General features: G+C 69.9%; 21 protein-coding genes. 8 read left to right on the top strand and 13 right to left on the bottom strand.

What is annotated here, in order from left to right; all coding sequences use genetic code 11:
• Nucleotides 1-56: 56 nt before the first annotated feature.
• Entirely contained in the window at nucleotides 57-776 is a 720-nt protein-coding gene (locus tag AB5I40_RS13765) for an alpha/beta hydrolase (RefSeq protein ID WP_370938879.1), read from the bottom strand.
• Between the two features lie 104 nt (nucleotides 777-880).
• Here AB5I40_RS13765 and AB5I40_RS13760 point away from each other — a divergent pair, with 104 nt between their 5' ends.
• Nucleotides 881-1,261: an OB-fold nucleic acid binding domain-containing protein gene (locus AB5I40_RS13760; protein ID WP_009075573.1), complete on the top strand. Its 381-nt coding sequence runs from the start codon at nucleotides 881-883 to the stop codon at nucleotides 1,259-1,261.
• A gap of 87 nt (nucleotides 1,262-1,348) precedes the next feature.
• Entirely contained in the window at nucleotides 1,349-2,017 is a 669-nt protein-coding gene (locus tag AB5I40_RS13755) for a DUF3159 domain-containing protein (protein WP_370940514.1), read from the top strand.
• Nucleotides 2,018-2,072: 55 nt separating this feature from the next.
• On the opposite strand, the gene AB5I40_RS13750 is transcribed toward AB5I40_RS13755, so the two are convergent.
• Complete coding sequence (locus tag AB5I40_RS13750) at nucleotides 2,073-2,729, bottom strand: TrkA family potassium uptake protein (protein WP_344267550.1); 657 nt, start codon at nucleotides 2,727-2,729, stop codon at nucleotides 2,073-2,075.
• Nucleotides 2,729-3,394, bottom strand: coding sequence for a TrkA family potassium uptake protein (locus tag AB5I40_RS13745; protein WP_354750456.1), 666 nt, complete (start codon nucleotides 3,392-3,394; stop codon nucleotides 2,729-2,731). The genes AB5I40_RS13750 and AB5I40_RS13745 overlap by 1 nt, the downstream gene beginning before the upstream one ends.
• Before the next feature lie 96 nt (nucleotides 3,395-3,490).
• Here AB5I40_RS13745 and AB5I40_RS13740 point away from each other — a divergent pair, with 96 nt between their 5' ends.
• Together AB5I40_RS13740 and AB5I40_RS13735 are read left to right on the top strand one after the other, a co-directional pair.
• Nucleotides 3,491-5,539, top strand: a complete 2,049-nt coding sequence (locus tag AB5I40_RS13740; protein ID WP_370938878.1) for an APC family permease — start codon at nucleotides 3,491-3,493, stop codon at nucleotides 5,537-5,539.
• The gene (locus tag AB5I40_RS13735) at nucleotides 5,536-6,726 is read left to right on the top strand and encodes a class I SAM-dependent RNA methyltransferase (protein WP_370938877.1); all 1,191 of its coding nucleotides are present in this window, start codon (nucleotides 5,536-5,538) and stop codon (nucleotides 6,724-6,726) included. The genes AB5I40_RS13740 and AB5I40_RS13735 overlap by 4 nt, the downstream gene beginning before the upstream one ends.
• 1 nt (nucleotide 6,727) lies before the next feature.
• On the opposite strand, the gene AB5I40_RS13730 is transcribed toward AB5I40_RS13735, so the two are convergent.
• The 4 genes from AB5I40_RS13730 to AB5I40_RS13715 form a co-directional block, all read right to left on the bottom strand.
• Entirely contained in the window at nucleotides 6,728-7,147 is a 420-nt protein-coding gene (locus AB5I40_RS13730; protein WP_370938876.1) for a hypothetical protein, read from the bottom strand.
• 468 nt (nucleotides 7,148-7,615) lie between these two features.
• Entirely contained in the window at nucleotides 7,616-9,169 is a 1,554-nt protein-coding gene (locus AB5I40_RS13725; RefSeq protein WP_370938875.1) for a GMC family oxidoreductase, read from the bottom strand.
• Nucleotides 9,166-10,692 carry an APC family permease gene (locus AB5I40_RS13720; RefSeq protein ID WP_370938874.1) on the bottom strand — a complete coding sequence of 509 codons (1,527 nt, stop codon included), beginning with the start codon at nucleotides 10,690-10,692 and terminating at the stop codon, nucleotides 9,166-9,168. The genes AB5I40_RS13725 and AB5I40_RS13720 overlap by 4 nt, the downstream gene beginning before the upstream one ends.
• Nucleotides 10,693-10,723: 31 nt before the next feature.
• Nucleotides 10,724-12,193, bottom strand: a complete 1,470-nt coding sequence (locus tag AB5I40_RS13715; RefSeq protein ID WP_370938873.1) for an aldehyde dehydrogenase family protein — start codon at nucleotides 12,191-12,193, stop codon at nucleotides 10,724-10,726.
• A gap of 209 nt (nucleotides 12,194-12,402) precedes the next feature.
• Between AB5I40_RS13715 and dxs the strand changes: the two genes are divergently transcribed.
• Entirely contained in the window at nucleotides 12,403-14,319 is a 1,917-nt protein-coding gene (gene dxs, locus AB5I40_RS13710) for a 1-deoxy-D-xylulose-5-phosphate synthase (protein ID WP_344267534.1), read from the top strand.
• 335 nt (nucleotides 14,320-14,654) lie between these two features.
• On the opposite strand, the gene AB5I40_RS13705 is transcribed toward dxs, so the two are convergent.
• A complete protein-coding gene (locus AB5I40_RS13705) occupies nucleotides 14,655-15,281 on the bottom strand; it encodes a hypothetical protein (protein WP_370938872.1) in 627 nt (208 codons plus the stop codon).
• A gap of 184 nt (nucleotides 15,282-15,465) precedes the next feature.
• On the opposite strand from AB5I40_RS13705, the gene AB5I40_RS13700 reads away from it, so the two are divergent.
• Together AB5I40_RS13700 and AB5I40_RS13695 are read left to right on the top strand one after the other, a co-directional pair.
• The gene (locus tag AB5I40_RS13700) at nucleotides 15,466-16,092 is read left to right on the top strand and encodes a cupin domain-containing protein (RefSeq protein WP_370938871.1); all 627 of its coding nucleotides are present in this window, start codon (nucleotides 15,466-15,468) and stop codon (nucleotides 16,090-16,092) included.
• A gap of 55 nt (nucleotides 16,093-16,147) precedes the next feature.
• Nucleotides 16,148-17,011 (top strand): LysR family transcriptional regulator, encoded by an 864-nt coding sequence (locus tag AB5I40_RS13695; RefSeq protein ID WP_370938870.1) that lies wholly within the window; start codon nucleotides 16,148-16,150, stop codon nucleotides 17,009-17,011.
• Here the strand turns inward: AB5I40_RS13695 and AB5I40_RS13690 are convergent.
• The 5 genes from AB5I40_RS13690 to AB5I40_RS13670 are packed head-to-tail and all read right to left on the bottom strand — an operon-like array spanning nucleotide 16,977 to nucleotide 23,869.
• On the bottom strand, nucleotides 16,977-18,425 hold the full coding sequence (locus AB5I40_RS13690; protein ID WP_370938869.1) for a cytosine permease: 1,449 nt from the start codon (nucleotides 18,423-18,425) through the stop codon (nucleotides 16,977-16,979). The two genes, AB5I40_RS13695 and AB5I40_RS13690, sit on opposite strands and share 35 nt — an antisense overlap.
• A complete protein-coding gene (locus tag AB5I40_RS13685; RefSeq protein ID WP_370938868.1) occupies nucleotides 18,425-19,831 on the bottom strand; it encodes an aminobutyraldehyde dehydrogenase in 1,407 nt (468 codons plus the stop codon). The genes AB5I40_RS13690 and AB5I40_RS13685 overlap by 1 nt, the downstream gene beginning before the upstream one ends.
• A complete protein-coding gene (locus AB5I40_RS13680; RefSeq protein ID WP_370938867.1) occupies nucleotides 19,828-21,471 on the bottom strand; it encodes a thiamine pyrophosphate-binding protein in 1,644 nt (547 codons plus the stop codon). The genes AB5I40_RS13685 and AB5I40_RS13680 overlap by 4 nt, the downstream gene beginning before the upstream one ends.
• Nucleotides 21,468-22,421, bottom strand: coding sequence for an agmatinase (gene speB, locus AB5I40_RS13675; RefSeq protein WP_370938866.1), 954 nt, complete (start codon nucleotides 22,419-22,421; stop codon nucleotides 21,468-21,470). Before speB ends, AB5I40_RS13680 begins: the two co-directional genes overlap by 4 nt.
• A complete protein-coding gene (locus AB5I40_RS13670) occupies nucleotides 22,418-23,869 on the bottom strand; it encodes a sodium:solute symporter (RefSeq protein ID WP_370938865.1) in 1,452 nt (483 codons plus the stop codon). The genes speB and AB5I40_RS13670 overlap by 4 nt, the downstream gene beginning before the upstream one ends.
• 107 nt (nucleotides 23,870-23,976) lie before the next feature.
• On the opposite strand from AB5I40_RS13670, the gene AB5I40_RS13665 reads away from it, so the two are divergent.
• Nucleotides 23,977-25,461, top strand: coding sequence for a PucR family transcriptional regulator (locus tag AB5I40_RS13665; RefSeq protein WP_370938864.1), 1,485 nt, complete (start codon nucleotides 23,977-23,979; stop codon nucleotides 25,459-25,461).
• The last annotated feature ends 50 nt before the right edge of the window (nucleotides 25,462-25,511 follow it).

Genomic DNA, 25,511 nt, shown 5'->3' with positions numbered 1-25,511 from the left:
CAGGAGGCCCTCACGGACAGCGTTCCGTGAGGGCCTCTGTCACGACCCGCGATTCCTCAAGGGGTCTTCCGCAACCCCCGCAAAAACGCCAAAACCGTCGCCCTCCCCAACGCCTCCCGATCCCGCCCGACCGCGGCGAGAGACGTCTCCCCGTAACCGCCCCGAGGCAATGCTCCGGCCCACTCCCGCGCCACCTCCGCAGGATGAACCGGATCATCCGCACACCCGCCGACCCCAGCCGGGACCCCCACGCCCCGCAACTCCGCCAACGTCGGCGCGGCCCGCCCGGCCGCAACCCTCAACCCGGCCTCCAGCCCCTCCCCATGCCGGCGCCAAGCCCGCCCCAACTCTTCCCCAAGCCATCCCGGACTCCCCGCGACCGCCGAAGCCAGCGCGCCTTCCACCCCCGCATCAGCCACCAGATCCGCTGTGACCGTCGCAGCGATCGCCGCGGGTGCTGATCCGGATTCCCCGTTCCAAGCCGGGAGCGCCGCCAGCAGCCCCCCGCAACGCCCGGGATTCGCCACCGCCCACTCCGCCGCGAGATGCGCCCCGAACGAGATCCCGCCCACCAGCACCGTCCCGTACCGGTCAGCGAGACCGTCCAGCTCCGCCAAAAACCCCTCCGCGAGGCCGGCCCCGGCGACCGGCGCGGGGGTGATCAGCGGCACTCCCAGCGCGGCCAGCGGCCCCTCGAACACCGAGCGCACGAAGACCTCGTCAGAGCCGGTACCGGGCAGCAGGACAGCGGCCGGGAGATGGATTGCGGACGTCACGTTGCGATCTTGCCCCAAACCCGTTTCCCTGACTGGGACCACAGCTACGCTGGAACACGCACGGGCCGAACGAAGTCGGGGGCCCCGGAGCACAGGAGCACACCATGTCCGCCAAGGACGGCGGCTACTTCAGCCGGTTGGTTCGCAAGCTGACCAGCGACGTCGAGGACCTCGACGCCGACGAGATGTCCGAGAGGTCGGGTGCCGAAGGCGCGCAGCGCGCCTGTGACTGCCGGTCCGGCGAAGAGGTGACGGTGCTCGGCAGGCTGCGCAGCGTCGAGCTGTCGCCCACCGACGGGCCCGCCTCGCTGCAGGCGGAGCTGTTCGACGGCACGCAGGGCGTGACGCTAATCTGGCTGGGCAGGCGCCGGATTCCCGGCATCGAGCCCGGCCGCACCGTCAAGGTCCGCGGCCGGATGGCCGAACGGGACGGGCAGAAGGTGCTCTACAACCCGTATTACGAACTCCAGAGCCCGGTAGGGTGATCAACGCTCGTGACTGAACCCGCTGCTCCCCGCGACGAGAAGGACGCGCCCGGAAACGGGGGCGACGAAGAGCGGCAGCCGACGCTGATGGAGCAGATGGGCGGGGTTTCCGGCCTGTTCTATTCCTCGGTGCCGGTCATCGTCTTCGTCCTGCTGAACGCGATCTTCGGGCTCACCGCGGCGATCTGGGGCTCGATCGGCAGCGCGGTGGCGATCACCGTCCTGCGCGTCGTGCGCAAGGAGCCGCTGCAGCCCGCCATCTCGGGGTTCTTCGGCGTCGCGATCGCGGCGTTCATCGCGTTCCGCACCGGCTCCGCGAAGGGGTTCTTCCTCTTCGGCATCTGGGCGAGCCTCGCCTACTGCGCCGTGTTCGTCATCTCGGTGGCGGTGCGCTGGCCGCTGGCGGGCGTCGTCTGGAACGCGCTCAACGGCAACGGCACCGCCTGGCGCAAGGACAAGCCGTCCCGCTACGGCTACGACGTCGCGACGCTCGCGATGGCCGTCATCTTCGCCGCCCGGTTCGTGGTGCAGCGGTGGCTGTACGACGGAAACCAGACCGGCTGGCTCGCGTTCGCCAAGATCGCGATGGGCTACCCGCTGTACGCGATCGGGCTGCTGGTGGTCGTGTGGGCGGTGCGCCGCTCCGACAAGCGGCTGAAGGCCCTCGCCGAGGAGGAGCCGGAGCCGGAAACCGACGCGCAGGTGGAGGCGCGACTGCGGGAGAAGTACGCGCAGGCGCCGACTCCGGAGACCTGATCCGACGCACGAAAAAGGGGCGGGCCCGTCGCGGGCCCGCCCCTTTTTCGCGTCTTCAGTAGCCGAGCGCCGAGCGGATCTCCGGTTCGACGTCCGAGGTCGCGACGAACAGCAGTTCGTCGCCCGCCTCCAGCGGGTCCTCCGGCTGCGGCACGATCACCCGGTCGCCGCGCAGGATGGTCACCAGCGCCGCGTCGCGCGGCAGCGCCAGCTCGCTCACCGGCTTGCCCGCCAGCGGCGTCTCCTCCGGCAGGGTGAGTTCCACCAGGTTCGCCTGTCCCTGCCGGAACGTCATGAGCCGCACCAGATCGCCGACGCTCACCGCCTCCTCGACCATCGCGGCGAGCATCCGCGGGGTCGACACGGCGACGTCGACGCCCCACGCGTCGGTGAACAGCCACTCGTTGGCCGGGTTGTTCACCCGCGCCACCACGCGGCGCACCGCGAACTCCGTCTTCGCCAGCAGCGACACCACGAGGTTCGCCTTGTCGTCGCCGCTCGCCGCGATCACGACGTCGCAGCGTTCGATTCCGGACTCCTCGAGGATCGACACCTCGCACGCGTCGCCCAGCACCCAGTCGGCCTGCGGAACGGATTCCGGCTCGAACTGGTCGGCGTCGCGCTCGATCAGCATCACCTGGTGGTTGCCGTCGATGAGCTCGGCGGCGATGGACTGCCCGACGGCTCCCGCGCCCGCGATCGCGACCCGCATCAGTTCTCCTCCTCGGGGGCGCGAGCGGCCAGGCTCGTCACGTCTCCGACGGTGCCCGACCGCGCCGCCACCCACACGTCGTCGTCGGCCTGCACGACGGTCTTCGCGTCCGGCAGCACCGGGGTGCCGAACCGCATCATGAACGCCACCCGCGCGCCGGTGGTCTCCTGCAGCTCGCGCACGCTGCGGCCGACCCAGCCCTCGTGCAGCGGCAGCTGCAGCAGCGCGACGTTGCCGGACGGATCGCGCCACGCGGAGGCGACGCCGTCGGGCAGCAGGGTGCGCAGGAACCGGTCGGTCGTCCACGGCACGGTCGCGACGGTCGGGATGCCCAGCCGCTCGTACACCGCGGCGCGCTTGTGGTCGTAGATCCGTGCGACCACGTGCTCGATGCCGAAGTTCTCGCGCGCGACCCGCGCGGAGATGATGTTGGAATTGTCGCCGCTCGACACGGCCGCGAAGGCGCCCGCTCGCTCGATCCCGGCTTCGACGAGCACCCGGCGGTCGAATCCCGCCCCGACGACCTGCTGGCCGTGGAAGTCGCTGCCCAGCCTGCGGAACGCCTGCTGGTTCTTGTCGATGACGGCCACGTCGTGGCCGAGCCGCTCCAGCGCCGCGGCCAGAGACGCGCCGACGCGGCCGCATCCCATGATCACCACGTGCACGCTTAGCCTCCTCGAAGGGGGTGGGGATAACGTCCGGAGGTACCCTCGGACACCAGCGCCGAACCTACCTTGCGGTGACCCGGTTACGCTCTCGTGGTGTCGAAGTTCCCGACAGTGCTGAAGCGGCTGGTCCTAGGGCGTCCGTTCCGCAGCGACCGTCTCTCCCACACTCTGTTGCCCAAGCGCATCGCGCTGCCCATTTTCGCCTCCGACGCGCTGTCCAGCGTGGCGTACGCGCCGGAGGAGATCTTCCTGACGCTGAGCGTCGCCGGCCTGTCCGCGTACGCCTTCGCGCCCTGGATCGGCATCGCGGTCGCGCTGGTCATGCTCGTCGTCGTGGCGTCGTACCGGCAGAACGTGCACGCGTATCCGAGCGGCGGCGGCGACTACGAGGTGGCGACCACCAACCTCGGCGGGAAGTTCGGCCTGACCGTGGCGAGCGCGCTGCTGGTCGACTACGTGCTGACCGTCGCGGTGTCCACTTCGTCCGGTGTCGCCAACATCGGCTCGGCGATCCCGTGGGTGGCCAACCACAAGGTGATCACCGCCGTGGCGATCGTCGCCGTGCTGACCGCGCTCAACCTCCGCGGCGTGCGCGAATCGGGCAAAGCGTTCGCCATTCCCACTTACGGCTTCATCGCCGGCATCCTGATCATGGTCGTCTGGGGGCTGTTCCAGACCTTCACCGGCACCGAGATGCGCGCCGAGAGCGCGGGCTTCACGCTGCACGAGGAAGGCAGCTGGGCGGGCGTCGCGTTCGTGTTCCTGATCCTGCGGTCGTTCTCGTCCGGCGCGGCGGCGCTGACCGGGGTCGAGGCGATCAGCAACGGCGTGCCCGCGTTCCGCAAGCCGAAGTCGAAGAACGCGGCCACCACGCTGCTGCTGATGGGCGTGCTCGCGGTGACGATGCTCGTCGGGATCATCACGCTCGCGGTCGTCACGAAGGTGAACTTCGCCGAGGACCCGGCGCGGCAGCTGGCCGGGGCGCCTCCGGGCTACGAGCAGAAGACGATCGTCGCGCAGATCGCGCACGCGGTGTTCGAGAGCTTCCCGCCCGCGTTCTACTACATCTCGTTCTCCACCGGCATCATCCTGCTGCTGGCCGCGAACACCGCGTTCAACGGCTTCCCGGTGCTCGGCTCGATCCTCGCCCAGGACCGCTACCTGCCGCGGCAGCTGCACACCCGCGGCGACCGGCTGGCGTTCTCCAACGGCATCCTGTTCCTCGCGATCTTCGCGCTCGTGCTGATCATCGCGTTCGACGCGGAGGTCACCCGGCTGATCCAGCTGTACATCGTGGGCGTGTTCGTGTCGTTCACGGTGAGCCAGGCGGGCATGATCCGGCACTGGAACCGGTTGCTGGCCAAGGAGACCGACCCGGCGGCGCGGCGGCGGATGCGCCGTTCGCAGACGGTGAACGCGGTCGGCCTGACCATGACCGGCGTCGTGCTGGTGATCGTGCTGATCACCAAGTTCCTGCTCGGCGCGTGGATCGCGATCGCCGCGATGGTGGCGATTTTCGCGCTGATGACGGCGATCCGGAAGCACTACGACCGGGTGTCGGAAGAGCTCAAGGACATGGGCGAAGCGCCGACCGTGCTGCCCTCGCGCAACCACGCGATCGTGCTGGTGTCCAAGCTGCACCGGCCGACGCTGCGCGCGCTGGCCTACGCCAAGGCGATGCGTCCGGACGTCCTCGAGGCGGTCACGGTCAACGTGGACGACGCCGACACCCGCGCGCTGACCCAGGAATGGGAAGCGCACAAATTCAAGGTGCCGCTGAAGGTCGTCGAATCGCCGTACCGGGAAATCACGAAGCCGGTACTGGATTACGTGAAGCGCGTCCGCGGCGCCAACCCGCGCGACGTCGTCACCGTGTTCATTCCCGAGTACGTCGTGGGGCATTGGTGGGAGCAGGTCCTGCACAACCAGAGTGCGTTGCGGCTCAAGGGACGGTTGCTGTTCCAGCCGGGCGTGGTCGTGGCGAGCGTGCCGTGGCAGCTGGAGTCGTCGCAGAAGGCGGCCGCGCGGATGCGCAAGGCCCGCCCCTCCGCCGGTGACGTCCGGCGCGGGTTCACTCCCGGCACCGTTCGACCGGCGGACGCCAAGAAGCCAGCCCCTGCGACAAAGGAATCATCAGAATGAGCGACAGCTGGCTAGGCCGCGTACTGGAACTGGAAGTAGGTCCGGTCGCGCACGGCGGGCACTGCGTGTCGCGTGTGGACGGACGAGTGCTGTTCGTGCGGCACGCGTTGCCCGGCGAACGCGTCCGGGCGGAAGTGACTGAAGACAAGGGCGGTTCGTTCTGCCGGGCCGACGCGATCGAGGTGCTCAGCGGGTCCGAGCATCGCGTGACGCCGCCGTGCCCGCTCGCCGCGCCGGGCGGTTGCGGAGGTTGCGACTGGCAGCACGCCGAACCGGCCTATCAGCGTGAACTGAAGGCCGCGGTGGTGGCCGAACAGCTGCAGCGGCTTGCCGGGATCACCCGCGAGGTGGTCGTGGAAGCGCTCGACGACAACCCGCTCGGCTGGCGCAGCCGGGTGCGGCTGGTCGCCGGACAGGACGGCCGGGCCGGGCTGCGCGCGCACCACAGCCACCGCGTCATCCCGATCGACGACTGCCCGATCGCGGTGCCCGGCTCGCTCGACGCCGCGCTGAGCAAGCGCTGGCGGCCGGGCGTCGAACTGGAAACGACCAGCGACGGCGACAACCACCTCCACCTGCGCGAACTCGTCACGGTGCGCGGGCGCACGCAGGGCAAGCAGCTGTCCGGCGGCATGGCGATCCAGCACGCGGCCGGACGGGACTGGCGGTTCGACGCGCACGGCTTCTGGCAGGTCCACCCGCGCGCCGCCGACACGCTGGCGGAGCTCGTGCGGGAATGGGCGGACGCACCGCGCGGCGGGGTCGCGTGGGATCTGTACGCCGGGGTCGGGCTGTTCGCCTCGGTGCTGGCCGAGCAGGTCGGCCCGGACGGACAGGTGCTGGCGATCGAATCCGGTCGGCGAGCGGTGACCGACGGCGAGCGCAATCTCTCCGACCTGCCGCAGGTCAGCTGGCGTTCCGGACGCGTGGAACACCTCATCGGGGACGCACCGACGCCGGTCGACGTCGTGGTGCTCGACCCGCCGCGCAAGGGGGCCGGCCGGGAGGTCGTCAACGCGATCGCGGCCGGTGAGCCGGACCGGATCGTCTACGTGGCCTGCGACCCGGCGGCGTTGGCGCGGGACGTGCAGTTCTTCTCCGAGCACGGGTATTCGCTGACGGATCTGCGGGCGTTCGACGCGTTCCCGATGACGCACCACGTGGAGTGCGTCGCGCTGCTGCAGTGACTTATCGGGCTCGCTGAGCGGCGGCTGCGGCGGCGAGTCCGGTCGCGGCCAGGACCAGGCCGGAGGCGAGCAGGACCCACGCCCCGGCCGCCGGCTGTACGGCGGCGGCCGGGGTCAGCCGGTTCGCGCCGGGGATCGTGATCACGAGGTAGCGCAGGAGGATTCCGGCTACCGCGATCCCGGCCAGAGTGGTGAAGGCCAGGGGTTCGGCTCGGTGCCGGCGCAGGGTCAGGACCGCCAGCGCGAACGCGAGCGCCAGCGCCCCGGCGCAGGCCAGCCGGAGGCCGAGGTCCAGGTCGGGTTCCAGCGCGCCCAGCGGCAGCCGCGACGGCAGGTAGTGCGCGGTCGGCAGGGCGAGCCCGACGCCGCCGCCCACCGCGGCGGTCGCCCCTGCCAACGCGAGCGCCCGATTGCCTGCCACACAAGGAAGTCTACGTCTGCCGCGGTTTCTTCGGTTCGCGTTCTCACCCGGCTATGCGGTGCCGACCGGATGACTGCGCGAGAACCTGCCTCGGCGTAAGGCCACAGCTGCGCTCGACCTCGGCTGGCCGTTCGATCGCTTGTCCCGCAACGAAATCCGCACCCCGCTCAGGGCCTTGTCCGCGTTGGGGATGGTGACTTTTGGTAACGGTTCGGTTACTCGAGAACCTTGGCTCGCTCGCTGGCGACTGACCTTATGTGCATCGAGGAGGTGCGCTCTCCGGGAACGGCCGGAGGACGAAGCGAGGGGTGGGACATGATTCTGCGCGAAGTGCGGTCAGCGGCAGGTGCTCTGGTGACGGGCCGACGACGGGCCGGCGCCCGGATGAGATCCGGCGGGCTTACCGATCCCGTCAGCCGAAGCGAGCGGGTGGCTGTGCCCGCTGGGACACGACCACCCGCCCGACGGTCAGCTCCGGTCTTCCTTGAGCATGTCCGCGCACTTCTCGCCGATCGCCATCGTCGTGATGCACGGGTTCACCGTGACGAGGAACGGCATCACCGAAGCGTCGGCCACCCGCAGGCCCTCGACGCCGCGGACGCGCAGCCGCTCGTCCAGCACCGCCTCCGGGTCGCCCTCCGCGCCCATCCGGGCCGTGCACGCCGGGTGGTACACGGTGTTGTGCGTTTTGCGCAGGTAGTCGGCGATCTCGTCGTCGGTCTTGCAGTCCCGGCCCGGCGCGAGTTCCACGCCGGCCCACTCGTCGAGAGCGGGCTGGGCGGCGATCTCGCGGGCGAGCTTCACGCCGTAGGTCATCACGCGCATGTCGTACTCGTCGGTGAAGTAGCGCGGGTCGACGCGGGGCTTGTCGCGGAAGTCGCGCGTGCGCAGCCGCACGGTGCCCCGCGATCGGCTGCGCGTCACGTTCGGCGTGAGGCAGAAGCCGTTCTCCGTCGTCGGGTAGCCGTGCCGGACGGTGTTCATGTCGAACGGGACCGAACCGTAGTGGAACATCAGGTCCGGGCGGTCAAGGCCGTCCTCGGTCATGGTGAAGATGCCGATTTCCCACCACTGCGTGGATTCGGTGACCATCGGCTGCAGGGCGTCCCACATCACCAGGCCCTCGGGGTGGTCCTCGAGGTTCGAGCCGACGCCCGGCGAGTCCACGAGCACCTCGACGCCGACCTCGCGCAGGTGCTCGGCGGGCCCGATGCCGGACAGCATCAGCAGTTTCGGCGTGTCGATCGCGCCGGAGCTGACCACGACCTCGCGGCGCGCGGTGATCGTGCTGTGGTGGATCAGGTCCGGGTCCAGCACCTCGACGCCGGTGCAGCGGCGGCCGTCGAACAGCAGCCGCTTCGCCCGCGCGCCGGTGCGGATCTCCAGGTTCGGCCGCTTGCCCATGATCGGGTGCAGATAGGACACCGATGCCGAGGACCGGGTGCCGTCCTCGCGGGCGTTGATCTGGAACCAGTTCGCGCCGTGGGTGACCGTCTTGCCGGAGTTGAACTCCGTCGTCGGGATGCCCGCCTGGTCGCACGCGGACAGCAGCGCCGCGCCCGCCGGGTCGCGGGGCGGGACCGACCGGATGGTCACCGGACCGGAGCGGCCGTGGTGCTCGCCGGGTCCGTCGTTGGTCTCGAGTCGCTTGTACAGCGGGAAAACGTCGGCGGCGGACCAGCCGGGCAGGCCCATCGAGGCCCATTCGTCGAGGTCCTCGGCCGGGGCCCAGAACGCGATGCACGAGTTGTGCGACGAGCAGCCGCCGAGCACCTTCGCGCGGGCCTGGCGCAGGTAGGAGTTGCCCGCTTCCTGCGGCTCCACCAGGTAGTCCCAGTCGTAGCCGGATTCGAGCAGGCCCATCCACTGGGTCAGCTCCAGCACCTCCGGCACGTCCGTGTCGGACGGTCCGGCTTCGAGGAGGCAGACCGTCACGTCCGGATCCTCGGACAGCCGGGCCGCCACCACCGATCCTGCCGTGCCGCCGCCGACCACCACGTAGTCGAACTCGCTTGCGCTCACCGGGAAACCTCCTCGTCGGGCGCGGGGGCGGCGGCGTGGTCCGCCAGCACCCCGACCTTGTGCCGTTGCACGAACCAGTAATAGGCGAAGCCGCCGGCCGCGAAGACGCCGACGAACAGCACCGAAATCCACTGCAGATACCAGTGGTAGGGCGGGGACGCGTTGTAAATCTCGTTGCGGGGCCAGGCCAGGTTGATCGTCATCGCGCCGCCCCACAGCACCGCGAGCACGTTCACCGGAAGGCCCCAGCGGCCGAGGGAGAACCGGCCTTCCGGGGCGCCCTCGCGCGGCCAGCGTCCGCGCAGCCTGCGGACCAGCATGGGCACGGTCACGAGGAGGTAGGACAGGTAGATCAGGATGATCGCGAGGCTGGTGACGGCCGAGAAGATCTGCGTGGAGTTGATGTTCAGCACCAGCAGCGCGACCGCGAGCACGCCGATCACGATCGCGGGCAGCACCGGGGTGCCGGTCGTTTTGTTGACCCGCGCCAGTTTCCGGCCGCCGGGCAGCGCGTTGTCCCGTGCCATCGCGAACGCGATCCGGATCGCCGCGGTGTGCACCGCCAGCACGCACACGGTGATCGCGATGAACACGACGAACAGGAACACGCGTCCGATGGCCGGGCCGAGCGCGTCGGTGAGCACGTACTGCAGGCCGACGGTGCCGAGTTCCGGCGCGTGGATGTTGCCCACGGCCATGAGCGCGAACAGGATGATCAGCCCGCCCAGCACGAAGGAGGCCACCAGCGCGCGCAGGATCGCCTTCGGCGCGTTGCGGTGCGGGTTCAGCGATTCCTCGCCGAGCGAGGCGGCCGTGTCGAAGCCGTACATCACATACGAGGAGGCGATGCCGGCGATCAGGAACGCGCCCAGATAGCCCGACGAATGCCCGGCCTCGGTGCCGTTCGTCTCGGTCACCACCGACGGGCCGCGGACGAAGTGGAACGCCAGGAACACCACCAGCAGCACCGCGAACAGCAGTTCCACGAACACGCCCGCGCTGTTGATCCGGGCCATCAGTTTCACCCCGAACGCGTTGACCAGCGTGGTGAACACGATCAGCACGGTGGCCAGCAGCACGCCGTTGGCCGCGTCGCTGGTGCCCGTTCCGTCGCCGATGAACTGGAAGAACGACGTGATCTGCGGCAGCGTCCGCTGGTAGGCGAGCGCGGTCGCGGAGATCGAGACGATCGAGGCCAGCAGCATCATCCAGCCGGCCATCCACGCGATGTGCGGGTTGCTGAGCTTCTTCGCCCAGTTGTAGACCGACCCGGCGACCGGGTACTGCGCGGCCAGTTCGGCGAAGCAGAGAGCCACCATCAGCTGTCCGACGAACACCGCGGGCCAGGACCACCAGTAGGCCGGGCCGCCCTCGGAGAGACCGAGGTAGGACAGCTGGAACACCCCGGTCAGCACCGAGATGTAGCTGATGCCGGCAGCGAAGGTGTGGAAACTGCCGAGCGTTCTCTTGAGCTGGTTGGTGTAGCCGAATTCGCCGAGTTCGCGATCGCCGGTGTCGCTCAAGGGCACTGTTCCTTTCGGTGGGGGAGGGGGATCAGCCGGAGAACCAGTGCTGGGGACCGGGCTTCAGGTTCTGGTGGATGTGCTTGACCTCGGTGTATTCCGCCAGCCCGGTCGGGCCGAGTTCGCGGCCGAAGCCGGACTGCTTGTAGCCGCCCCATTCGGCCTGCGGCAGGTACGGGTGGTAGTCGTTGATCCACACCGTGCCGTGCCGGAGCCGGTTCGCCACGCGCTGGGCGCGGGCGGCGTCCTGGGTGAACACGCCGCCGGCGAGGCCGTAGTGCGTGTCGTTGGCGATGCGGACGGCGTCGTCCTCGTCGGTGAACGTCTCCACGGTCAGCACCGGGCCGAAGGATTCCTCGACGACCGCGGTGCTGCCCTGCTTGACGTTGTCGAGGATCGTCGGCAGGTAGTAGAAGCCGTCCTGCAGCGCTGGGTCGTCCGGACGCTTGCCGCCGGTGCGCAGGACCGCGCCCTCCTCGATGGCGGTCGCGACGTAACGCTCCACCTTTTCGCGATGCGCGGCGGAGATGAGCGGACCGGTCTCGGCGTTCTCGTCGAACGGCCCGCCGAGGCGGATCCGCTCCGCGCGGCGCACCAGTTCGTCGACGAACTCGTCGTGCCATTCCCGCTGGACGATCAGCCGCGCACCGGCCGAGCAAACCTGCCCGGAGTGCAGAAACACCGCGGTGAGCGCGTAGTCGACGGCGGTCTCGAAGTCCGCGTCGGCGAACACGACGTTCGGGTTCTTGCCGCCGAGTTCGAGTGCGACCTTCTTCACCGTCGCCGCCGCGTTCGCCGCGATCACCCGTCCGGTGGCCAGTCCGCCGGTGAACGACACGAGGTCGACGTCGGGGTGCTCCGACAGCGGGGCTCCGGCCGCCGGACCGGCGCCGAGCACCAGGTTCGCGACGCCGCCGGGCAGCCCGGCCTCGGCGAGCAGCCGCATGAACAGGATCGACGTGTGCGGCGTCAGCTCGCTCGGCTTGAGCACGAACGTGTTGCCCGCCGCGAGCGCCGGGGCGATCTTCCACACTGTCTGCAGCAGCGGGTAGTTCCACGGGGTGATGAGCCCGCACACGCCGACCGGTTCGTGCACGATCCGGCTGAACGAATCTGCGCTGCCGGTGTCCACGACGCGGCCCGCGTCGTTGCCCGCGAGTTTGCCGAAGTAACGCAGGCAAGCCGCGATGTCGCTCATGTCGTAACGGCTCTCGACCAGGCGTTTGCCGGTGTCGAGCGATTCGGCGCGGGCGAACTCCTCCGCGTCGCGGTCGAGCAGGTCGGCCGCGCGCAGCAGCAGGTTGCCGCGTTCGCCGGCCGGGGTGCCGGGCCACGGGCCGGTGTCGAACGCGCGGCGCGCCGCGGCGATGGCGGCTTCGGTGTCTTCCGCGGTCGCCTCGGCGACTTCGGCGACCAGGCTGCCGTCCGCGGGACACCGGATCTCGCGTCGCCCGCCTGCGCGCGCGTCCACCCATTCGCCGCCGATGTACAAGTCCGCCATGGGGTCCTCTCGAGCTCGGGGGTCCGTCCGGGATTATCACGGCCACTCGCGGTGACCGCGACTTGACTGACCGGGCTGGTGATCTTCCCCGCTCGTGGAGTTGCGTTCGAGCCGGAGCTGTGATCCGGGACGCGGGCGGCCGGACCGAGGTGGCGGCCGTCCGTAGACTGGCCGGAACCGGCGGAGGAAGAAACGGACGGGGTGGAGCGGTGACCATGCTGGACTCGGTGCACGGACCGGCGGACCTGAAGCGCATGAGCGTCGAGGACCTCGGGGAGCTGGCGGCCGAGATCAGGGACTTCCTCGTGGACAAGGTCCGCCGCAGCGGCGGGCACCTCGGCCCCAACCTGGGCGTCGTCGAGCTGACCCTGGCGCTGCACCGGGTGTTCGACTCGCCGCGCGACGCGATCGTGTGGGACGTCGGGCACCAGGCGTACGTGCACAAGATCGTCACCGGGCGGCACGTCGACTTCGACCTGCTCCGCCAGCAGGGCGGGCCCACCGGGTACCCGTGCCGCGGCGAGAGCGAGCACGACCTGGTGGAGAACAGCCACGCGTCCACCGCACTGTCCTATGTGGACGGAATGGCGAAGGCGTTCGAGCTGTCCGGCGGTCCGCGCAGGCACGCGATCGCGGTGGTCGGCGACGGCGCGCTCACCGGCGGCATGTGCTGGGAAGCGCTCAACAACATCGCCGGGCGCAAGGACCGCCCGGTCGTGATCGTGGTCAACGACAACGGCCGGTCGTACTCGCCGACCATCGGCGGGATGGCCGACCACCTGGCGTCGCTGCGGCTGCAGCCCGGCTACGAGCGGCTGCTGGACGGCGGGCGCGAGCTGCTGCGCAGCACCCCGGTGGTGGGCAAGCCGATCTACGCGGCGCTGCACGCGGCCAAGGCGGGCATCAAGGACGCGCTGAGCCCGCAGGTGATGTTCTCCGACCTCGGCCTGAAGTACCTCGGCCCGGTCGACGGCCACGACCTGGTCGCGCTGGAGAAGGCGTTCCAGAGCGCACGGGCCTTCGGTGGCTCGGTGATCGTGCACGTCGTCACCGAGAAGGGCCACGGCTACGCGCCCGCGGTGAACCACCAGGCCGACCAGATGCACCAGACCGACCCGATCGACCCGGAGACCGGCCTGCCGCCGGTGAAGGGCCCGAGCTGGACCGGCGTGTTCGGCGACGAGCTGGCGAAAATCGGCGAGGAGCGCGAGGACGTCGTGGCGATCACCGCCGCGATGCTGCGCTCGACCGGGCTGGAGAAGTTCTCCGAGCGCTTCCCGGACCGCTGGTTCGACGTCGGCATCGCCGAACAGCACGCGGTGACGTCCGCGGCAGGGCTCGCGATGGGCGGCTGCCACCCGGTCGTCGCGCTCTACTCGACGTTCCTGAACCGGGCGTTCGACCAGGTGCTGATGGACGTCGCGCTGCACCGCCAGCCGGTGACGTTCGTCCTGGACCGCGCCGGCATCACCGGTCCGGACGGACCGAGCCACCACGGCATGTGGGACCTGTCGCTGCTGGGCATGGTGCCGGGCATGCGCGTGGCCGCGCCGCGCGACCCGGGAACCCTGCGCGAGGAACTGCGCGAAGCAGTCGCGGTCCAAGACGGCCCGACCGCCCTGCGGTTCTCGAAGGGCAGCGTTGGCCCGGATGTGCCCGCGGTGGAGCGGATCGGCACAGTCGATCTGCTGCGTCGCCCCTCAGGCTCGACAGATGTACTGCTCGTCGCGGTGGGCCCGTTCGCGCAGCTGGCACTGTCGGCCGCAGATCGCCTGGCGGACCAGGGCATCGGCGTGACAGTCGCAGACCCGCGCTGGGTCGTCCCGGTGCCCGCGGAACTGGTCGCCTTGGCGGAACAGCACAAACTTGTAGTGACGGTCGAGGACAGCGGCCGCCACGGCGGTTTCGGCTCGGCACTGGCGGCGGTGCTGCGGGATGCCGAATGCGACGTCCCGCTGCGCGATCTCGCGGTGCCGCAGGCGTTCCACGACCACGGAACCCGGGCCGAGGTGCTGGACCGGATCGGCCTGACCGCCCAGGACGTGGCCCGCCGGATCACGGAGTGGGCCTCGGGGCGGCTGGGCTCCGATGTGGAGGAGACCGCGGGGGAGAAGCCGCGCGCCTAGTCGGCGGACGGGCTGGGCGAAGGATGTCGCGCGGCCTGGCGGTGCGCGCGGCCGCGGAAGTCTTGTGCTTGAGCGGCGTGGGCGGGCGAACCATGCCCCGCGCTTGAGCGGGGTCGGCCGAGCAGACGATGTCCCGAGCCCGAGCCCGAGCCCGAGCCCGAGCCCGAGCCCGAGCCCGAGCCCGAGCCCGAGCCCGAGCCCGAGCCCGAGCAGAGCGGACTCGGCCGGGCGGAAGAATCCCTCGCGCCTGAGCGCTTGGCTGGCGGGTTCCCGGAACGGGGACCCGCCTTTTCCAGCTTCCGCGCGTCTCCCCACCCCGGCGCTTGCCGGAACCGCTAGCCCGCCGCCGGGGTTTCGGCGGCGAACGTCTCGTCGATGTCCGGGATCCAATAGCAGATCTCCAGCGTCTTCAGCCGGGACATGTGCCAGACCTTCCGCGCGCTGCCCAACGCCCCGACTGCGCCCACCAGCGAGAGCGCAGCGGCCCCGGCGGCGACCACCCGATGCGGACCGGTCGCGGTCTGCACGAGCGCGACGATCGTGGCCAGCGTGAAGGCGAAGGCGATGTTGCGCAGCATGACCGACTGCGCGCGCATCCGGACGATCTCTCCGCCGGTGTCCTTTTCGTGGAGTTCGACTGCCGCGACGAGCAGCGCGGGGTCGGCCCGGACGTAAGCGCGGTCGCGCGCCTGCGGAACCCGGGCGACGAACGCCTGCCGGGCCTCCTCCGCGTCCGGCCGCGGGCGGAGGCGGTCCAGTTGCGCGGCCAGCGGGTGAAAGAGATGTCCGAGCAGGTAGCTGGCCACCACGGCGCCGGCGACCAGCAGCACGCTCGGGGCGGTAGCCAGTGCGGCGACGTGCAGCACGCCGAGGCGGTCGAGCACGTAGACCAGCAGCGACAGCTGGACCGCTCCGGGGACGGCGAAGCTGAACAGGTCGAAGATGCCGACTGCGAACGTCACGAAATCGCCTCCAGGACAGGGGGTTTCGGGGAACGAGATCGTCCCACAGCCGCCCCGCGCTTGTACCGCGTTTGCTCATCGCGGTGTGCGATAGCAGTGATCCGCGCCAGGCACTTTCCGGTTTTCGCATTCTCGGAAGAATTAGAGGCAGCAGATCTTCCTCGGTTTGAGAAAGGCGGAAAGAATGTCGGAAATCAGCAGGCGGGGTGCGCTCGGAGCGGGCGCGGGAATCGCTGCGGCGACCGCGCTGGGAGTGACTGGGGCCGCGCAAGCGAGCACGGCGGGTTCAGCGAAGCAGCCGTACGTTTTCTCGCTCGCCAAATCCGCGCCGGCCGTCCACGACGGCGGGACGTTGCGCGGAGCCCACGAGAAGAACTTTCCGGTGTTGGCTGGTCAGCAGGGCTCGGTGTATCTCGTGCACCTCGACCCGGGCGGCGTGCGCGAACCGCACTGGCACCCGTCCGCGTGGGAGTTGAACTACATCATTTCCGGCAAGGCGGACTGGAGCATTCTCGGCACGCATGAGGACGGCAGTTACCACAATGAAGTGTTCAGCGCGAGAGCCGGGGAACTCGTCTTCGCCCCGCAGGGATTCTTCCACTATTTCGCGAATTCCAGCACCACCGAAGGCCTGGACGTGCTCGTCATGTTCAACACCAGCACCGGCGAGCCGAACGACGACATCGGCATCGTCGGGACGCTCAACTCGCTGCCGCGCGAGATTCTCGCCGCCTCGTTCGGGGTTCCGGTGTCCGCGTTCGCCGCGATCCCGAAGGACCTCAAGCCGGTGGTGATCACCCGGCGCCGGTAGTGGCAGTGCCCACACCTGGTACACGGTCGCGCACCGAGAGTGGTACTCCGGAGTAGTGATCGATCCGGTGCTGCTGCGCACTTTTCTCGCCGTGGCCGAGGCGGGCGGGTTCTCCGAAGCCGCCCGCAGGCTGGACCTCGGGCAGTCGACGGTGAGCCAGCACGTCCGCCGCCTCGAGACGGCGCTCGGCAGTGTGCTGTTCGAGCGCGACACGCACAGCGTGCGGCTCACCGGCGACGGCGAGACGATGACCGGGTTCGCTCGCGGCATTCTCGATCAGCAGGACCGCGCACTGCGCTACTTCTCCCGGCCGGGCCCGCGCGGGCGGGTCCGGTTCGGGGTGTGCGAAGACTTCCTGCTCGGCCACGCCGCGGACGTCCTCGGCCGGTTCCGCGGCGCGCATCCGGGGATCGACCTCGAACTGTCGGTCGAATTGAGCGAGGTGCTGCATTCCCGGCTCGCCGACGGAGACCTCGACCTGGTGCTCGCCAAGCGCGACTCCGGGCAGGGCGTGCGGCGGGATCCGCTTGTGTGGGTGGGTTCGCCCGGGCTGGAGTTGCTCCCGGGCGAACCGTTGCCGCTGGTCCTCTATCCGGAGCCGAGCGTCACCCGGGCTCGTGCGCTGAACGCGTTGCGCCGCAACGGTGTCCAGTGGCGGATCGGCTGTGTCAGCGAACGGCTCAACGGCCTGCGGGTCGCGCTCGAAGCCGGGCTTGGCGTCGGGTTGTTCGCGGCGTCCGTGGTCCCGGACGGGCTGGTCCCGATCGCGGGGCTGCCCGATCCGGGGTCGGTGACGTTCGTGCTGAGCCACCGGGGAACGGCGCGAGGGTCGGCAGCGGCGCTGGCGGACACGATCCTGTCCGCCCAGTGGAGCCGCCCGCCGCTCACGCTTCGGCAGCCACCGCTTCCGCTGGGGTAGCCGCAGAAGGCCCGAAGACCTCCCGAGGCTCCGGAAACACCTTCACCAGCACCGGATACGCCACCGCCGCCGTGCACAGCGTCACCACCAGGCTGATGTCCACTCCGCCAGCGATCCCGGCCAGCGGTCCGGTGATCATCGGCGTATTCGCGCACAGCAGACCCAGCGCGGTAGCCGGGATCCAGGCCGCCATCGCGCGCCAGTTGACGCCGCGGTGGAACCAGTACCGGCCGCCGGTGCGGCCCTCGTTGAACACCTGCAGGTCGGCCGGGTCGTAGTAGCCGCGGCGTTGTACGTAGCCGATCATCATGATGACCATCCACGGCGACGTGCACAGCACGATCAGCGTCGCGAACGCGTTGATGCTGGACACCATGTCGAGCACGAAATTGCCGACGAAGATGAACAGCACGCTCAGCGTCCCGATCAGCAGCGTCGCCCGAACCCGGGACAGGCGCGGGAAGATCGAGCTGAAGTCCAGACCGGTGCCGTACAACGCGGTGGTGCCGGTGGACAATCCGCCGATCAGGGCGACCACGATCAGCGGGATCGCGTACCAGAGCGGGGAAATCGCGGTCAGGCCGGTGACGTAGTCGGCCGGGTCGGCGACCAGCGTCGCGGTCGCGATGCCGAAGCCGAACGGCAGCAGCGTGGCCAGCTGCGCGAGGAACGGCGCGGCCAGCAGCGAGCGGCGCGAGTGGGTCGCCGGGATGTAGCGCGACCAGTCGCCCAGGAACGCGCCGAACGAGATCGGGTTCGCCATCACGGTCAGCACGGCGAGGATCCACGTCGGCCAGAACGTGCCGAGCGCGAAGTTGCCGCTGCCGGTGAACGACGGGTCGAACGAGCCGCCGTAGGCGAAAATCCCGACCAGCATGATGAGCGTGCCCAGGGTTACCGCGACGCGGTTGACCAGCAGCATGAAGCGGTAGCCGTAAATGCACACGACGAGGACGGCGATCGCGATCACGCCGTACGCGACCGCGCGCAGGACGGGGCCGCCGTCGATGCCGAAAAGCCGTTGTGCCGCACCGGCTACCGCGTCGCCGCTCACCCACACTGAGATCGCGAAGAAGGTGATCGCGGTGAGCAGCGACAGGAACGAGCCGACGCACCGGCCGACGACGCCGAAGTGCGCGCCGGACGAAACCGCGTTGTTGGTGCGGGTGATCGGGCCGAACAGAGCCATCGGGGACAGCACGAGCGCGCCGAGCACCACGCCCACGACGGTCGCGGCGAGGGCCGCCCAGAAGCTCAGCCCGTACGCGATCGGCAGCGTGCCGAGGATGATCGTGGCGAACGTGTTGGCCCCGCCGAACGCGAGCCGGAACAGGTCGCGCGGCCGGGACGTCTGCTCGGCGACCGGGATCGGCGCGATGCCGTGCTGTTCGACCTCGGTGACTTTGTCGCTCATTACTCGAACCTCGTCATCACGTGCTTGACGCGGGTGTACTCGGCGAACGAATACGCCGAGAGGTCCTTGCCGTGTCCGGAGTGGCCGAACCCGCCGTGCGGCATCTCGGCGGTCAGCGGGCCGTGCGTATTCACCCACACGCAACCGAAATCGAGATCGCGCGACACCCGGGCGACGCGGGCGACGTCGTTCGTCCAGACCGAGGAAGCCAGGCCGTACGGGACGCCGTTGGCCAGCTCCAGCGCTTCCGTCTCGTCGGCGAACGACTGGACGGTGATCACCGGCGCGAAGACTTCCTCCTGGACCAGTTCGTCGTCCTGGCGGAGGCCGGACACGACGGTCGGCGCGAGCTGGAAGCCCGGTCCGGGCGCGGTGCCGCCGGTTTCGACGCGGGCGTGCGACGGCAGCCGCTCCAGCAGGCCGAGCACGCGGTCGAGCTGGGCGCGGCTGTTGAGCGGGCCGTAGTCGACGTCCGGACGACGCGTGGCGGCAGTTTTGGTCAGCGCGGCAACGAATTCGTCGTGGACGCTTTGGTGCACCAGCACGCGGCTGCCCGCCGTGCAGTCCTGTCCGGCGTTGTAGAACGCGGCGTCGGCGATCCGCTCGGCGGTGTCGGCGACGTCGGTGTCCGGGAAGACCAGCAGGGGAGCGTTGCCGCCCAGCTCCAGGTGGGTGCGCTTGAGATCGGCCGCGGCGACGGTGGCCACGTCGATGCCGGCACGCGTCGAGCCGGTGATGGACACCAGGTCGGTGTTCGGGTGGCGGACTAGTGCGCGGCCGGTTTCGCGGTCGCCGCACAGGACGTTGAACACGCCCGGCGGCAGGAATTCGGCCGCGGTTTCGGCCAGCAGCACGGCGGTGGACGGCGTGGTTTCCGCGGGCTTGAGCACTACGGTGTTGCCCGCGGCGAGCGCCGGGCCGATCTTCCACACGGCCATCATCAGCGGGTAGTTCCACGGCGCGATCTGCGCGCACACGCCGATCGGCTCGCGGCGGATCACCGACGTGTGCCCGGCCAGGTACTCGCCCGCGCCGGTGCCTTCGAGCTGCCGCGCCGCGCCGGCGAAGAACCGCAGGGTGCTGACGCACTCCGGGATTTCCTCGTCCAGCATGACCGAGCGGACCTTGCCGGTCTCGCGGACCTCGGCGTCGGCGAATTCCTCCGCACGGGCCTCCAGCGCGTCGGCGATCTTGAGCAGGGCTTCCTGACGCTGCGCGGGCGTGCTGCGCCGCCACGACTGGAACGCGCGCGCCGCCGACTCCATCGCGAGGTCGATCTCGTTCCGTCCGGAAAGGACGCTGGTGCCGAAGACCTTGCCGGTGGCCGGGTTGGTCAGTTCGAGGGTCGCCTCGGTGTCGGGCATGTCGACCAAAGCGCCGCCGACGAAGTTGCGGATGTGGGTCACGAGTGCTCCAAGTGGGTTGGGGCGAACATCTTCAGCAGCGCGGGAAGCACGACGACGGACGGTCCGGGGGTGCGCAGCGCGTCGGCAAGGTCGGTGCGGACCGTGTCCAAAGTGGTCTTTCGGGCGGAGATGCCGAACGACTCGGCCAGTGCGACGAAGTCCGGGCGCGGCAGTTCGGTCGCGGTGGTCTGGCCGAACGCGCCGGTGAGGTATTCGCGCAGGATGCCGTAGCCGCCGTCGTCGACGATCAGCCAGGTCACGTCGAGCTGGTGCTGCACCGCGGTGGCCAACTCGGCGAGGCCGTACATCGCGCCGCCGTCGCCGGACACCGCCAGCGACCGCACGCCTGCCGCGGCAGCACCGAGCGCGCCCGGCAGGCCGTAGCCGAGACCGCCCGCACCTTGCGCGGTGTGAATCGGCGCGCCGTCCGGATTCCACACCGACCACGCCCAGTAGGCCGCGATTGTCATGTCCCAGAAGGTTTGCGTGCCTTCGGGGAGCGCGGCGCGGGCGTCGTCGAGCAGCTTCCGCTCCGCATCGAGCGGCTGACTGTCCAACCTGGACTGAACGCGGGCGATCAGGTCCTTCGCCGCCGCTTCGGCGCGGCCGTCCGGAGTACGCGGAGTGAGCTGGTCCAGCAGCGCGCGGAGGGTGTGCCGGACGTCGGCGTGCAGCGCGAGCGCGGGATAGTTCGACTCCAGTTTCCCGAGATCCGCTTCCACCTGCACGACCTGGCCGCGCGGCGCGAACTCGCGGTAGTTGCTGGACAGCTCGCCGAGCCCGGAGCCGAGCACCAGCAGGACGTCGGCGGCGGCGAGGAATTCTGTGGTGTGCCAGTCTTCCATCCACGATTGCGCGGACAGCTCGTGGTCCCAGGCGAAAACGCCCTTGCCGCCGAACGTCGACACCACCGGCGCGCGCAGGGTTTCGGCGAGCTGGCGCAGTTCGTCGTGCGCCCCCGAACGCAGCGCGCCGCCACCGGCGAGAATCACCGGATTCTTCGCTGAGGCAAGGAGTTTCGCGGCTTCGGCCACCAGTTCCGGCAACGGTTTGAGCGGTGCCGGAGCTGCGGTCACGCTGGTCAGTTCCGGCAGGTTCGCCGGGGCGAGCAGCACGTCCTGCGGGATTTCCACCCACACCGGCCCGTACGGCGCGGTCGCGGCCGATTCCCACGCCTCGCGCAGCGCGGTCGGGATCTGGCTGATCGACCGGACCACGTGCACCGACTTCACGACATCGCGGAAGCTCGCCTGCTGATCCGGCAATTCGTGCAGGTAGCCGTGCCGTCCGCCGCCGAGCCCGGCGACCGGGATCTGGCTGGAGATCCCGAGCACCGGGACCGAAGCCGCGCGCGATTCCTGCAGCGACGCCAGCGTGAGCAGCGCGCCGGGGCCGGTCGACACGATCATCGGCGTGACCGGCACCGGGCCGTGCGGATCGGCGGCGAGCCGGGCGCGCGCGTGACCGTCCGCGGCGAAGGCGAGATTGTTCTCCACCCGCGAGCTGATCACACGCAGGTCATCCGCCCGGCGCAGCGCTTCGAACAGGCCGAGCGCGTGCTGTCCGGGCAGGCCGAACACGGTGTCCGCACCGAGCGCCCGCAGCGTCTCTACGACAACGTCGCCGCCGATCCGGGTCATGCGTCGCGTCCCAGCGCCAGCAGGCTGACCAGGTCGTAGGCGACGTGCGAAGCAGCGACAGCGGTGATTTCGGCGTGGTCGTAGGCCGGGGCCAATTCCACGACGTCCGCGCCGACCAGGTTGAGCCCGCGCAGGCCGCGCAGGATCTCCAGCAGTTCGCGGCTGGTCATGCCGCCCGCCTCGGGGGTGCCGGTGCCGGGCGCGTGCGCGGGGTCGAGCACGTCGATGTCGACGGACACGTACAGCGGACGGTCGCCGATGCGCTGGCGAAGCGCGTCCACGGTCTCGTCGATGCCGCGGCGCAGTACGTCGCCGGAAGTGACGATGCCGAAGCCGAGGCGACGGTCCTCTTCGAGGTCGCGCTTGCCGTACAGCGGGCCGCGCGTGCCCACGTGCGACACGGCGCTCGTGTCGAGGATGCCTTCTTCGACCGCGCGACGGAACGGCGTGCCGTGCGTGTACGGCTCGCCGAAGTAGGTGTCCCAGGTGTCGAGATGAGCGTCGAAGTGAAGCAGCGCAACGGGACCGTGCTTCTTCGCGGCGGCGCGCAGCAGCGGGAGCGCGATGGTGTGGTCACCGCCGACAGTCACCAGCTTCGTCTCGCCCGCAGTAAGCGCTTCGGCTTCCTGCTGCAGCTTCTCGATCGCTTCGCCGATGTGGAACGGGTTGACCGCGATGTCGCCGGCGTCGACGACCTGCTTCTCGGCGAACGGCGAAACGTCCAGAGCCGGGTGGTACGGCCGCAGAAGGCGGCTCGCCTCGCGGAGCGCCGAAGGACCGAACCGCGCGCCGGGGCGGTAGGACACGCCAGAGTCGAACGGCACGCCGACCACGGCTACGTCGGCGCTCGGCACTTCGTCGATCCGCGGCAGCCGCGCGAAGGTCGCGAAGCCGGCGAAACGCGGGATCTGCGACGAGTCGAGCGGGCCGACCGGACGCTGTTCACTCACTGGGTCAACTCCTGTCGGGTTTCGGATGCGCTGAGATCTTCAGCGGCTTCGGAGCCGTGGAGACGTTGTGTCCACACGGAAAGAATGCTGTCCGGCGTACGCGGTGTCGCGAGGCTGACGCCGATGTACACGACAAGGCTGACGCCGAGGCCCCAATAGATCGGACTGTTGGCCGCGACCCCGTCGATGATCATGAAGGCGATGACAGACACCGTCCCGGCCACCATCGACGCGTACGCGCCTTCGCGAGTACCGCGTTTCCAGAACAGTGCGCCGATGATCGTGACGAGCAGGCCGCCGACGAGGATGTCGTACGCGATGGTGAGCGCATTGACGACGTCGTCCACGAGCATTGCGATACCGATGGCCACGATGCCCAGCACAAGTGTCGTCACTCGGTTACGCAAGACCTCGCCACTCTTAAGGCCGATCTTGCGGAACAGGTCCGAAGTCGTCGTGGTGGCGCACGCGATCAGCGCGCCGCTCGAAGTCGACATCAGCGCCGACAGCGCCGCAGCGAGCACGAGACCGCGTACGCCGGTGGGCAGCAGCCGTTCGGCGATAGTGGCGAAGGCGTCCTGCGCGCTGCCGAGGTCCGGGTACAGCACCTTCGCCGCCGTACCGATCAGCGCGCCCGCGATGCCGTAGACGAGGCAGTAGACGCCGGAGATGACGCCGCCGCCCGTCGCGACGCGCGGGGTGCGCGCGGTGAACACGCGCTGCCAGATGTCCTGCCCGATCAGCAGGCCGAAGGTGTAGATCAGGAAGTACGTCAGGATCGTCTCGCCGCCGATCGAGGTGAACTCGAAGTACGACGCGTCCAGCTTCTCGGCCATCCCGCTGAAGCCGCCAGCCGAGACGAGCGCGACCGGCAGCAGCACGAACAGGATGCCGATCGTCTTGATCACGAACTGCGCGATGTCGGTCAGCGTGATCGACCACATGCCGCCGAGCACCGAGTACAGCACCACGATCGACCCGCCGATGGCGATCCCGGCCCAACTGGGGATCGAGAACAGCACCTTGAAGATCGACGCGAACGCCAGCGTCGAGGTGACCGTGAGCATCAGCGTGTAGCCCCACATCACCACGCCGGACACCGCGCTCGCGCGGCCGCCGTAGCGCAGGTCGAGCATCTCGCCGACGGTGTAGACGCGCAGTTTCACCAGCCGCCGCGCGAAAACCGCGTGCAGCACGAGGATTCCGACGCCGATCGTGATCACCAGCCACGCGCCGGAGATGCCGTAGGTGTAGCCGAGCTTCACGCCGCCGACGGTCGACGCGCCGCCGAGCACGACGGCCGACATCGTGCCGGAGTACATGAACCAGCCGAGCCGCCGTCCGGCGACCAGGTAATCGGATTTGGTCTTGGCCAGCCGGAGGCCGATCCAGCCGACCCCGATCATGCCCGCGATGTACAGCGCGATCACCGCATAGTCGCCGCCCACGGGTCCTCCTTGAAACGGGGTGGGGTTCTTGCGGGACACCGTAGGGTCGGGCGACCCCGCGGCGGCATGGGACGATGTATCCAGGACTTCGCGGAAGATTGGCCGAAATGACCCACCACGACGTGCTGTTGCCCGCAGAGGTGACAGTTCCACTACGCACCGTCGCGGGCAACCCGGAGCTTGCGCTCGACGGCGTGCCCGAAACGCTGCGGCCAGGCGCGCTGGACCGGCCGGTGCGGTGGGCGCATGTGAGCGAACTGGCCGACCCCGCGCCGTACCTGGTGGGCGCCGAACTCGTGCTGACCGCGGGCGTGAACCTGCCGAAGGACGCCGACCGCTACGTCCGGGGTCTGTGCGACGCGGGCGTCACCGCGCTCGGCTTCGGCCTCACCCCGACGGTCTCGGAAACCCTGCCCTCCTCGCTGCGCGACGCCTGCGCGGAGCACGGCCTGCCACTGCTGGTCGTTCCGCCCGCGACGCCGTTTCTGGCCATCAACCGCGCCGTCGCAGTCGCGCTCGCCGAAGCTGGGCGGCACGAAGAACGACGGCTGGCAGAAGGCCGCGAAGCGCTGACGCGAGCCGCAGGCGGCGGTCTGGGAGAGTTGGTCACCGCGCTCGCCGGACGCCTCCGCGGGTGGGTCGCGATGGTCGGCGCCGGAGACGTACTGGCCGCGGGCTACGACGCACCGCAGCCATTGCCGTCGGCGGTAACGGAACTGCTCGCGACCCTGCGTTCCCGCTCCGGAATCCGCATCGCCTCCACCGAATTGCCGGACGGCACGCACGTCGTCGCGCAACCGGTGTACCCGCAGGCGACCGCCGCGCACCTGGTCGTCGTCGGCCGCGCGCAGCGGTTCGACAGCGGGGACCGGGCGATCCTGGCCGTCGGCGCGGCGCTGCTGGGACTCGTCGGCCGCGCCGGATCGGACAGCGCGGAACTCGGCGCCGCCGCCACGGCGTTGCTGCTCGGCGGCCCCGGCTCGGACGCGCTGGCCGGAGTCGTCGGCAGCGATCAGGCCCGGCTTGTCGCGGGAGTCGCCCACCGACGCGGCCCGGATGCGTTAGCCCGCCGTCCGGACTGGCTGCGCGCCCGCCTCGACACCCCGTTGGTCCAGGTCCTGCCCGGGCCGCGGTTCTACGCCATCACCGGCGAACTCGGCACCCTGGACGGCCTCCTCGAACACGGCTGGCTGGCGGTAGCGAGCCCGCCGCACCCCGCCGCGGCTCTCCCGGCTGCCGTCGCGGAAACCGAACTGCTGTTAGCCCGCGCCCGCGCGCTGTCCCGCCCGCTGGCGGCCAACGCCGACCCGCTCGGCTTCGACAACCTGATTCCGCCCGCCGCGGCCGGTGCGTTCGCCGAACGCCTGCTGGCTCCGCTACGGGAACTGGACCGCGCGCACGGTCGCGAGCTGGTGCCGACCCTGCGGACCTGGCTGGCGCACCACGGCAGCTGGGACCGGACCGCCGCCGAACTCGGCGTGCACCGCAACAGCGTGCGGCACCGGATCGGACAGGTGGAACGGGCGCTGGGAGCGGAGCTGGCCGATCCGGAAACGCGGATGCGACTGTGGTTCGCGTTGCGGTGGGGGTGAACGCGAGTGTCCATTCAGGCTTCTCAGGTGCTCTCAGGAAACTATGGGAT

This window comes from Amycolatopsis sp. cg13 (genome assembly GCF_041346965.1).
Classification (GTDB): Bacteria; Actinomycetota; Actinomycetes; order Mycobacteriales; family Pseudonocardiaceae; genus Amycolatopsis.
This window is presented reverse-complemented; position numbering and strand designations above follow the sequence as displayed.